7 protein-coding genes and 1 pseudogene are annotated in these 10851 nt (G+C 70.0%); 3 read left to right on the top strand and 5 right to left on the bottom strand.

The features are described 5' to 3' along the window. Positions 1 to 158 precede the first annotated feature (158 nt). Complete coding sequence (locus tag AB0I53_RS48395) at positions 159 to 548, bottom strand: VOC family protein (protein ID WP_358617671.1); 390 nt, start codon at positions 546 to 548, stop codon at positions 159 to 161. A gap of 142 nt (positions 549 to 690) precedes the next feature. Next, positions 691 to 4236, bottom strand: coding sequence for an AAA family ATPase (locus tag AB0I53_RS48390; RefSeq protein WP_358617669.1), 3546 nt, complete (start codon positions 4234 to 4236; stop codon positions 691 to 693). A gap of 222 nt (positions 4237 to 4458) precedes the next feature. Between AB0I53_RS48390 and AB0I53_RS48385 the strand changes: the two genes are divergently transcribed. The 3 genes and pseudogenes from AB0I53_RS48385 to AB0I53_RS48375 all read left to right on the top strand — a co-directional run bounded on the left by AB0I53_RS48385 (position 4459) and on the right by AB0I53_RS48375 (position 6861). Next, positions 4459 to 5214, top strand: a complete 756-nt coding sequence (locus AB0I53_RS48385) for an SDR family oxidoreductase (RefSeq protein WP_358617666.1) — start codon at positions 4459 to 4461, stop codon at positions 5212 to 5214. A gap of 119 nt (positions 5215 to 5333) precedes the next feature. After that, positions 5334 to 5987 (top strand): annotated as a pseudogene (locus AB0I53_RS48380) (low temperature requirement protein A); the annotation flags it as partial. Between the two features lie 79 nt (positions 5988 to 6066). Further along, entirely contained in the window at positions 6067 to 6861 is a 795-nt protein-coding gene (locus tag AB0I53_RS48375; RefSeq protein WP_358617664.1) for a toll/interleukin-1 receptor domain-containing protein, read from the top strand. Positions 6862 to 7066: 205 nt separating this feature from the next. Here AB0I53_RS48375 and AB0I53_RS48370 read toward each other — a convergent pair whose 3' ends face one another. From AB0I53_RS48370 to AB0I53_RS48360, 3 genes are all read right to left on the bottom strand, one after another. Next, the gene (locus AB0I53_RS48370) at positions 7067 to 8449 is read right to left on the bottom strand and encodes an MFS transporter (protein WP_358617662.1); all 1383 of its coding nucleotides are present in this window, start codon (positions 8447 to 8449) and stop codon (positions 7067 to 7069) included. 135 nt (positions 8450 to 8584) lie between these two features. Further along, positions 8585 to 9115, bottom strand: a complete 531-nt coding sequence (locus tag AB0I53_RS48365; protein WP_358617659.1) for a dienelactone hydrolase family protein — start codon at positions 9113 to 9115, stop codon at positions 8585 to 8587. A gap of 12 nt (positions 9116 to 9127) precedes the next feature. After that, positions 9128 to 10762: a thiamine pyrophosphate-binding protein gene (locus AB0I53_RS48360; RefSeq protein ID WP_358617657.1), complete on the bottom strand. Its 1635-nt coding sequence runs from the start codon at positions 10760 to 10762 to the stop codon at positions 9128 to 9130. Positions 10763 to 10851 lie beyond the last annotated feature (89 nt).

The raw sequence follows: 10851 nt of genomic DNA, 5'->3' as shown, positions 1-10851 counted from the left end.
CGGGGATCCCACAGCGAGAAGACCGCGGTGACTCCCGCAGGGGGGCCGCCACCCGCACCGCCACGCAGGACGAGTTTGGAAACAGGCCCTATAGCAACCCAAAGCACTCACGGAGCCTGACCTCTGCCACCACCCGGCCTGGTGCGTCCGTTCACCGATCAGGGGCGGCGGCCCGCGAGGACGCAGAACTCGTTCCCCTCTGGGTCGGCAAGGCAGACCCAGCTCTCATCGCCGGTTTGGCCGACGTCGACGTGTCGGGCACCCAGGTCGAGCAGGCGACGGACCTCTTCGTCCTGCTCCCCGTCGGTTGGGTTGACGTCGAGGTGGAGCCTGTTCTTGACGGTCTTGCCCTCGGGCACGCGCGCGAACGTCAACGTCGGTGGCACTGGGCCGGGGCGGTTCTTGCCTTCAGGCACCATAGGCGAGCCAATTATGACAATTCCGTCGTCTTCCTCTTGCACCTCGTAGCCAAGGACCGAGCACCAGAACCGGGCGAGACCGTTGGGATCGGCACAGTCGATCGCAAGCTCGGTGAACTTGCTCGTCATGTCAGGACCTCCCAGTCAAGTAGTGGATCCGCCGAAGGCCACACTAATCGCAGTGTTCGACGGCGAGGTACAGATGCTTTGACCACCCTCCTCGGAGCAACGCGCGCTATAGCAGCCCAAAGCACTCACGGAGCCTGACCAGTCAGAGGTACTGACCGAACTGGTCGCTTTGGGTTCCGAGGTGGCTGATGTGGACGTCGGCCAGATCAGCCGGGCGCAGGAGCCGGACTTCCGACGGGTCCTGCGGTTCCGATGTCGTGGTGATTCGCTCGCCCTGCAAGGCGATCGCCCGGTCCAGGAGGTTTCGGACGACTCGGCCGTTGCCGAACGATTCGTCCCGGCTCGTCGCTCGCAGGATTCGGCGGACCTCCGCGTCGACACCTTCCTGGACGGTGAATCCCGCCGTGCGCGCCATGTTCTCGAAGATCTCGACGAGCTCCGCCTCGTCGTAGTCCGGGAAGTTCACCACCGAGGGGAAGCGCGAGGCGAGGCCCGGGTTGGTGCGCAGGAACTCCGTCATCCGGCTCTCGTACCCCGCCGCGATCACCACCAGGTCGTCGCGGTGCTCCTCCATCAGCCGCAGCAGCTCCGCGATCGCTTCCGGGCCGTAGGAGTGCCTGCCGTCCGGCGGCGTCAGCGCGTACGCCTCGTCGATGAACAGGACACCGCCCAGCGCGCGCTCCACCGCGGCGCGGACCTTCGGGGCGGTTTGGCCGATGTACTCGGCGATCAGGTCCGCGTGCGAGACCTCGACCAGGTGGCCGGAGGACAGCAGGCCGAGCTTCGCGTACACCGCCGCGACCAGCCTGGCCACCGTCGTCTTCGCCGTGCCCGGGTTGCCGGTGAACACCAGGTGCCTGGTGCGGGCCGCGAGCGGCAGTCCGGCGCCGCGGCGCATCCGGTCCGCTTCCGCTTCCGCGACCAGCAAGCGCACTTCGCGCTTCACCGACTCCAGCCCGATCAGGCCGTCGATCGTCGCCAGTGGGTCCGCCGGGAGATCCGCGTGCACCGGCTCGACCGGGGTGTCCGGCACGTCCGCTGCCTCGATCCGGTGCAGCGACTCGTCCTCGCCCACCACGCCGTCCGCGAGGATTCGCCTGGACTGCAACGAAACCGCGCGTTCCAGCAGGTTCACCGCGAGACGCCCGTTGGTCATCGCCGCGTCGCGGCGGGCCATGCGGACCACGCCCCGAGCCTTCTCCGGCACTCCTTCTCCGAGCGTGAAGCCCGCCGCCGCGGCCTTGCGCTCGAACAGTTCCACGACCTGCTCGTCGGTCAGATCCGGGAAGCGCAGCACCTTCGGGAAGCAGGCCGCCAGTTCCGGGGTCGCCTTGAGCAGGCCGTTCACCGCGGCATCCGGCCCGCACAGGACCACCAGCAGATCCGCCGAGCGCGTTTGCAGGCCCGCCAGCAGCGCGTCGATCACGCCCTGGTTGCGGGCCCGGTCGACGTCGATGCCCGGCCGGGCGAGCGTGCCCGCGTCCTCGATGCAGAGCACGCCGCCCATCGCCCTGTCGAGCGCGCGTTGCACCCCGATGGCCGCCTCCGCCACGTGCCGCCCGGCGAGGTCCGCGCAGTCGACCACCACCAGGTGCCCGGAGGACAGCAGGCCGAGATCCGCGCACGTCCGCCCCAAAACCCCGGCCACGGTCGTCTTCCCGGTCCCCGGCGCACCGGTGAACACCAGGTGCCGCGGGCGCACCGCGCCCGGCATCCCGGCTTCCCGGCGCAGCTTCGCGGCCCGGACCTCGGCGAGGACCAGGTCCAGTTCGCCGCGAACCGAATCCAAACCCACGCAGTCCGCCAGGTCGGTGCCGGCCGAATGGTCCGGCAGGTCGCGGCCGAGCACCTCCAACGGTCCCCCGCTGTTGCGGGCGCGGGCCGCGTCGACACCGCGCTGCGCCAGGTCCTCGATCAGCCGGGCGCCGCGCATGTTCTGCGGCCCTGCCGCCAGCCGTGTGATCGACTGCGCGGCCTCGTCCGCGACGATCGCGCCTCGCCGGGCCACCGCGCGCCGGAACAGCGCAACGAGGTCCTCCGGTGCGAAGTCGCGAGTGTTGGCAACCCGGAACTGCTGGAGCAGCGCCGGATTCACCGCGCCCACCCGGTCGTCTCCCCCGGCCCGGCACACCGCGATGACGTGCAACTCCGGCAGCCGCTTCAACAACCGCCGCAGCTCCTCCAGCAGCGCGGTCCCGGACCGTTCCAGGCCCGCCAGCTGGTCGAGGCCGTGCACCACCAGCACGTCCTGGGCGCCGAGGCCCTGGGTCTTCTGCTGCAGGTGCACCACGGCGTTGCTGACGTCGAGGCTGGCGAACTCCGCCTCGGAAACCCAAGCCTCCGTGCGGTTTCCGCCCGCCTTGAGCAGCGCTCCGCGCAGCAGTCCCGCCGCGGTGCCCCGACCCGTGCTTTCCGGCCCGGCCAACAACGTCCGCACCACCCTGGTGCGGGCATGCTGGAAATCCGCCAGCTCGGCGCGAACCGCATCGGCCAGCTCCGGCTGGCCCACCAGGGCCGCCGTCGGATCCGCCGACGCCGAGTGCAGCTCTCCGCCGCTTGCCAGCTTCGGCACCAACGGGTTGATCACCCGGCGCGGCCGGGTCAGCACCCGCAGCTGCTGCTGGAAGTCCCGCACCGGCACGAAACAGCTCGGCATCACCACGCCATCCGGCAGGCCTTGCACCACGCCGCTGATCCGCATCGCCATATCCAGCCAGGCACGACAGACGTCCACCTCACCGGCCAGCACCGCGCGCCCCAGCCAGGCGAGCACGAGGTTGTGCCAGCGGTCGCCGTCGAAGTTCTCCTTGAGCCTGACGAACATGGCCTGCACGACCTCGAACATCGCGCGGCCCGTGGTGAGCGCCAGTTCGACCGGCACCTCCACCAGCTCGGCCTGCAGCATCAGGCAGGCCAGCGCGACCTCGTGCTCCACCGAGTAGTCGATGTCGGGCACCGGACCGGCGCCGGCGGAGCCCGGTGACCGCTCCAGCAGCCGCTGGTGCGCGGCCAGGAAACCCGAGCACGCCCAGTCCAGGTAGCCGGCCACGCCGGTGAGCTCGGGCAACGCCGCCAGGATCGACTCGTCCGCGCGCTGCGCCCACACGTCCGCCAGCGTCCCGACGGGCGCGACGAGGTCCTGCTTAGCCAGTGCTGGGTCCGCCGCGCGCATGTCGTGCAGCGCGATCAGCGCCTGGCGGCGCGGTTCGAGCGGTTCGATCCCGGCGAATACGTCCAGGCAGCGGCGGGCCAAGCCGAACGCCAGCTCCCGCAGATCCGGGTCGTCGCCGGCGCCGTCGAGCAGCCACTCCACCGGCGGCCGGAACCGAGACGCGCTCGCGCTCCAGGCCCAGGTGCGGTTGGGTCGCCAGGGCTGAGCCGCGAACTCGCCCATGGTCTCGCGCTGCAGATCGGCGGCGTTGCCGCCGCGCACCGCCGCCGTGCCGACCAGGAACTCCAGCAGGAACCACAGCTCGGCGCCGATGACCGTGGTGCCTTCGGCGAAGAACTCCGGCAGTTCCACCGCCAACGCCTCGGCGGCCGGATCGCGGTTGAGCTCCACCGCACGCTCTCGGATCTCCTCGTACAGCCCGTCCGGAACCCGCCACGGACCGTGGGAGTACACGTCCAGCACGGGTTCATCGGACAGCAGCAGCTGGAGGTGCTCGGGCAGCAAGGGGCGATCCACGGTCGGCCACATTACTTCCGCCCGCCGACCGCCCGACGCCAGCCCGATCTCCACGCGGCTCTCTCGGAAGGGCGATCCACAACGGACGGTCCGAGCGCGGTTGCGCTGGCGATATCGAGTCGGGTTGTGGGTGCACAGCGAACTTCTGTTTCCCGGCCCCGGTGGCGGCTGCCTACGGTCGGAGGCGTCGTTGCTTCGATGCCGAAAGGGACGAGGATTTCGATGGCTGAGCGAACGCTGCAGGGCAAGGTGGTCGTCATCGCCGGTGGTGCGAAGAACCTGGGCGGCCTGTTGGCCACGACCGTCGCGGCCGGCGGCGCGAAGGTCGTCGTGCACCACCACAGCGATTCCTCCGCCGCCGATGCGGAGAAGACGGTGACCGCGGTGCGCGAAGCCGGTTCCGAGGCGGTGGCCGTGCAGGGCGACCTGACGCGGGTCGGCGAGGTGCGGCGGTTGTTCGACGCCGCGGTGGACACCTTCGGCGGGGTCGACGTCGCGGTGAACACCACCGGGATGGTGCTGCGCAAGCCGATCCTGGAGACCACGGAGGACGAGTACGACCGCATGTTCGCGATCAACTTGAAGGCGGCGTACTTCTTCATCCAGGAGGCCGGGCGCCGGCTCAACGACGACGGCCGGATCATCAGCCTGGGCACGTCGCTGCTGGCGGCGTTCACCGACGGCTACTCCACCTATGCCGGGGGAAAGGCGCCGCTGGAGCACTTCACCCGCGCCGCGGCCAAGGAGTTCGCCGACCGCGGCATCTCGGTGAACGTGGTGGCGCCGGGCCCGATGGACACGCCGTTCTTCTACCCGCAGGAGACCCCGGAGCGCGTGGCGTTCCACAAGTCGCAGGCCATGGGCAACGAGCTCACCCACATCGAGGACATCGTCCCGCTGATCGAGTTCCTGGCCACCGACGGCCGGTGGATCACCGGCCAGACGCTGTTCGTCAACGGCGGCTACACGACCCGCTGACCACCCGGCGGGGTGGCGGGCGGTCTGAGGGGCCCGCCTGCCACCTGCCGTGGCCGGCGCCGGGAACAGGAGCGAGGGATCAGGTGAGCGAAGCGACGAAGGCGCGCGCGTGGCGGGCGATGCGGGGGCGTGATCCGGAGGAGCAGCACCGGGCGTCGACTCCGCTGGAGCTGTTCTTCGACCTGTGCTTCGTGGTGGCGGTCTCGCAGGCCGCGGCCCAATTGCACCACGCCATCGCCGGGGGACATCTGGGCGCCGGGTTGCTCGGCTACGCGGCGGTGTTCTTCGCCATCTGGTGGGCCTGGATGAACTTCACCTGGTTCGCGTCCGCCTACGACACCGACGACGTGCCGTACCGGCTGCTCACGTTCCTGCAGATGACCGGCGTGCTGGTGCTGGCCGCCGGAGTACCCGCCGCGTTCGAGCACTACGACTTCACCGTCGTGGTCGCCGGGTACGTGCTCATGCGCATCGCGCTGATCGCCCAATGGCTCCGCGCCGCCGCCCAGCACCCCGAGGGCCGCCCGGCCGCGCTGCGCTACGCCGTCGGCATCGCCGTGGTCCAGGTGGGCTGGATCGCCCGGTTCTGGGCGGCCGGCGTCTGGGCACCGGTCACGTTCGCGCTGCTGGTCGTCGCGGAAGTCGCGGTGCCCGCGTGGGCCGAGTTCCGCGGCCGGCCGACCGGCTGGCATCCCGAGCACATCGCCGAGCGCTACAGCCTGTTCAACATCATCGTGCTCGGCGAGGTCATCCTCGCCGCGCGTATCGGCCTTCATCAACTATCGCGTGCTGCAACACGTCAGCGACAATGCTCCGTACCTTCTCGGTCCTCGGCGCACAGGACCTCTTAGCATGGGGCCTGGCTCGTGGTCCGACGCACTTTCGGACCTGCGCAAGCACACGGATTTGATCGATGTTGACACCAGAGCTCTCGAATTAACGCTCGCCGATCTGCCGATCCCTGACGCGAAGCGCACGGGCATCTACATCCTCGCGGCCGGCGAGCTGCAAGCTCACGATTTACCAGAACGGTCGCTGAAGGGAACCGAATTCCCGCTGCTCTGGGTCGATCTACCCAACCTCGGCACTTGGGAACCGCTACGCACATACCGAGTTCAGGACGAACCGGTCAAGGTTCTGCGCATCGCCGCCGATGGCATCGACGAAGAACTGCACCCGCGCCAACGCGAATCACTACGAACGGCGCTCCGCGACGCCATGAAGAATCGGCCGGACGATTACGAGTTCGACGTCTTCCTGTCCTACGCCAGGGAAGACTGGAACATCGTGTCCGAGATCCACCACCGCTTGACGGAAGCCGGCATCACCTGCTGGTTGGACGAAGTGCAAATGTCACCCAAATCAATGGTCACCGGGGAGATCAATCAAGGTCTGCGCAGCAGCCGATCCTTTCTGGCCTGCATCAGCACGAACTTCATGCGATCGAACTGGACCCAACGTGAGCTGAACGCGGCGCTCCACATCGATATCACGAGGCACGGGGGCGGTTCCGTGCTCGTGCTCATGCTTCGCGAAGACGATGACGCGGCAATCCCCCCACTGCTCGCAGACGCCAAACGCGTCTACTACACCCGGGAACACGAATTCAGCAGGCTAATCGCGCACCTTTCCAGCCTCAACACATAGGCGCCTTGCCGCCGACCGGCGCATTGGGTTCAACAGCACGATCATGCCCCGGCGAAACCTCGTTCAGTCCTATTCGGACGCTGCTCCCCGCGGCCCGAGCGAACGGCCCTGCCGCGCGGCAGCGCAGCAGGGCCGTTGGTGAACTACCCGCTTTCGGCGGCTGGATGGCTGGCCGAACGGATGAACCGCCTGCCGGTCGGCATCTTCACGGCGACAGCTCTTCGAGCGTGCGCCCCTTGGTCTCCTCGGCGAACACCGCGGTGACGAGCGTCCCGACGAGGGTGATACCGCCGATCATCAGGAACACCGCCGACAGCCCCGTGCCGCCCGCGTAGACCAGGGCGACCAGGATCGGGCCGGTGATGATGCCCAGCCGGTTGAGGACACCGCCCAGGCTGCAGCCGAGCGCCCGGCTGCGGGTCGGGTACAGCTCCGGCGTGTAGAGGTAGAGGCTGATGTTGGCCGCGAAGCTGAACATCGCCGCGAACGCGGAGAACACCGCGAGATGCCCGGCAGAGCTCGCGCCGAGCACCGCCAGCACGCCCATCGCCACCGTGGTGCCGCCCAGCCCGATGCTCAGCACCATCCGCCGGCCGAGCCGGTCGATGGTCAGCGCCGCCAGGACGCAGCCGGCCAGCCCGGCCACCGACGCCAGGGTGCTGTACCAGAGCGAGACGTCGATCGGCAGGCCGAACACCTGCTTGTAAAGCGTCGGCAGCCACGAGGTGAGCCCGTAGTTGGCCAGGTAGCCGACGAACCAGATCGTCCAGACCACCAGGGTGCGGCGCCGGTAGCGACCGGTGAACAGGTCGCGCAGCGCGCCGGTGCGCGCGGATTCCGTGCCGACGGCGGCGGGAACCGGTGCGGGTGGCGGCAGATCCCGGCCGGTGGAGCGGCGGACGTTCTCCTCGATCCGCGTCATCACCTCCTGCGCCTCGGCGGACTTGCCGCGGGCGGCCAGCCAACGCGGCGACTCGGGCACCCTGCGCTGCAGGAAGAACGCGGCGACGCCGGGGATCGCGGCGATCAGGAACAGCGTGCGCCAGCCCCAGTGCGGCACGATCCACGCCGACGCCAGCGCGCCGACGGTCAGTCCGGCCGGGAAGACCACCTCGTACATCAGCACGAACCGGCCGCGGCGCTTGGCCCGGCTGAGCTCGGCGATGTAGGACGCCGCGGTGGGCACCTCGCCGCCGATGGCGAGTCCCTGGATGAACCGCAGGATCAGGAACGGCAGCAGCGCCGGGCTCAGCGCCATGCCCAGGTTGCCGAGCGCGGTGATCACCAGGCACAGCGTGATCACCCGGACCCGGCCGATGCGGTCGGCGAGCCAGCCGGAGGCCAGCGCCCCGAGCAGCATGCCGATCGAGCCGATGGTCAGGGTCGCGGTGGCGCCTGCCGTCGACAGGCCCCATTCGCGGGAGATCTCGGGCAGCGAGAAGGCGATGAGCAGTTGGTCGAACGCCTCGAAGAACGTGACGACGCCGATGATCAGCCGCACGCTGATGTGCCAGCGCGACATCGGCAGCCGCTCCAGGCGGGCGGCGACGTCCTGTTGGACGGTGTGGTCGGGGGCCGTGATGCTCATGCGTCCCTCCTTCTTTGGGACACGCATGCCACGAGTGCGTGGCATGGAACGGTAGTTGCCGGGAGGTTCCGCGAGCGCGGTGGTCTCGCGTTCCGCGCCTCCTGGGCCGGGAGGCGATCAGTGGGTCTGCTGTGGTCAGGGCATCCGGGCGTCGAGGAGCCGGATCGCCTGGGCGGGTTCGGTGGCCGGGGACTCGTCGAGCGGATCGCACTCGACCGCCACGGCCAGGTCGTGTTCGGCGGCGGCCCAGGTCGCGAGGCGGGCGGTCTCGCCCACCCCGAGCACGCCGGTCGCCCGGGCCGGGATGCCGAGCCGGGACGCCAGGTGATCGAGCGCCCCGGCGATGTCCGCGGCGAGGTCGTCGGCCGCTAGCAGGGACATCGCGGCCCGCGCGGTTTCCTCGTTCTCCGGGCGGAATTCCTTGCCGCCGGTCTCGTAGTACAGGTAGGGGGCGACCGCGACGTGCCCGCTCCGGGCCAGTGCCCGGCAGCAGTGCTCGATCGGTTCGGTCAGCCCGTAGGCGTCGTGCAGCACGACCACGGCCGTGCGCAGGCGGGTGCGCGGGAACCGCACGAACAGCGGCGCGGCGGTGCGCAGCACCCGGCGGCCCCGGTTGGCGGGCCCGTGGGCGTGGTGGTGGTCGTGGTGGGCCGGTTCGGCGGGCATCGCGGATCCTGTTCAGCTGGGCACGTGGATCGGGGGCACGAACGGCGACGGCGTCGGTTCGAGCGCGGTGACATCGACCTCGATCAGGAACGGGCGGTGCTCCGCCACCGCCTTGGCGAACGTCTCTGCGAACGATTCCGCCCTGTTGACCAGCGCGTACGGCATGTCCAGCGCGTCGGCCAGGCCCCCGAAGTTCGGCGTGAACAGGTCGACGCCGGAGCGCCGGTCCGCGTGCTTGTCCTGCATGTTGCGCAGCACGCCGTAGCCGCCGTCGTTGAACACCACCAGCACCAGCCACGGCTGTTCCTGGGCCAGCGTGGCGAGCTCGCCGAGGTGCACCGCGAGGCCGCCGTCCCCGGCGAACACCACGGTCGGCGCCTGCGGCACGCCGATCGCCGCGCCGATGCCGGTGGCCAAGCCCTGCCCGATGCCACCGCCGACCGGGAAGACGTTGGTGTTCGGCCGGTAGATCTCCAGCAGCCTGTTGCCCCACTGGCTGGACGGGATCGTCACGTCGCGCGCGATCACCGACTCGGCGGGCAGCGCCTGCCGCATCGCGTCGCAGATCAGCGCGTACTTGCCGATCGCCGCGCGCAGGTGCGCGCGCACCCGAGCGCGAGTGCCGGTGACCTTGTCGCGCCAGCCGGGACCGCCGCCCACCGCGCCGGTCAGCTCGGCGAGCAGCTGCGGGAGCACCTGCTCCGCGGCGCCGGTCAAGCCGACCGCGGCTGGGTAGACGCGGCCGATGGCTGCCGGGTCGACGTCGATCTGCACGTGGTTGCGGGGCAGTTCCAGCGCGTAGTGCCTGGTTTCGTTGGAGCGGAAGTGCGTTCCGATGGAGATCAGCAGATCGGCCTCGGCCAGCAGCGGCTCGGCCTCGGGGTTGGCGGCGAAGTTGCCGATCACCAGCTCGTGGTCCTCCGGCACGCTGCCGCGGCCGGAGTTGCTGGTCAGCACGCCCGCGCCGAGCAGCTCCGCCAGCTCGCGCACGAGTTCGCCGGCTCCGGTGCCGCCGCCGCCGACCCACAGGATCGGCCGCTCGGCGCTCCGGATGATCTCGGCGGCGCTGCGCACCGCCGCCGGATCGACCGGCGGCGCGGCCCCACCCTGCTCCGCAGGAGCGGGCCGGCACTGCTGCCCGGCGTACTGGAGATCGATCGGCCATTCCACACTCGACGGTCCACAAGGGAGCGAAAGGGCACTACGAACCGCGTTGCGGAGCACAGATTCCGCCGTGTCGGCCGAGGCCACGGTGGCCGAATGCTTGGACACCGCGGTGAGCATCGCGGCCTGGTCCTTGGTCTCGTGGATGACGCCGCGGCCCTGCCCGAGGAACGGCGAATCGATCTGGCCGGTCACGTGCAGCACCCGGCTGCCCGCGGTCAACGCCTCGACCATCGCACCGGCCGCGTTGCCCGCGCCGGTGCCGGTGCTGGTGATCGCCACCCCGAGACCGCCGGTCGCCCGGGCGTAGCCGTCGGCGGCGTTGACCGCTGCCGCTTCGTGGCGCACCGGGACGAAGCGCAGTTCCCGGCTCACCGCTTCCACCAGGGGCAGGTTGTGCACGCTGACCACGCCGAAGGCGGTGTCGACGCCGTTGTCGCGCATGACCTGGACGAGCAGCTCGCCGCCGTTGGTACTGGGCATGGTCAGTCCTACCTTTCAAGGCGTGGGTCTGATCTGGTCATTCGTAGGATCGGAGGGCCCGGGGGCTCTGGGTATGGCTGGCATGTCGG

It is taken from the genome of Saccharopolyspora sp. NPDC050389 (assembly GCF_040655595.1).
Lineage (GTDB): Bacteria > Actinomycetota > Actinomycetes > Mycobacteriales > Pseudonocardiaceae > Saccharopolyspora.
Note: the sequence above shows the minus strand (reverse complement) of the source record. Positions and strands in the feature narration are given on the sequence as shown.

Excerpts from the sequence above, each read along its gene's own strand:
- AB0I53_RS48395 (WP_358617671.1), bottom strand. The coding sequence starts at position 548 with ATGACGAGCAAGTTCACCGAGCTTGCGATCGACTGTGCCGATCCCAAC.
- AB0I53_RS48385 (WP_358617666.1), top strand. The coding sequence starts at position 4,459 with ATGGCTGAGCGAACGCTGCAGGGCAAGGTGGTCGTCATCGCCGGTGGT.
- AB0I53_RS48375 (WP_358617664.1), top strand. The coding sequence starts at position 6,067 with ATGGGGCCTGGCTCGTGGTCCGACGCACTTTCGGACCTGCGCAAGCAC.
- AB0I53_RS48370 (WP_358617662.1), bottom strand. The coding sequence starts at position 8,449 with ATGAGCATCACGGCCCCCGACCACACCGTCCAACAGGACGTCGCCGCC.
- AB0I53_RS48365 (WP_358617659.1), bottom strand. The coding sequence starts at position 9,115 with ATGCCCGCCGAACCGGCCCACCACGACCACCACCACGCCCACGGGCCC.
- AB0I53_RS48360 (WP_358617657.1), bottom strand. The coding sequence starts at position 10,762 with ATGCCCAGTACCAACGGCGGCGAGCTGCTCGTCCAGGTCATGCGCGAC.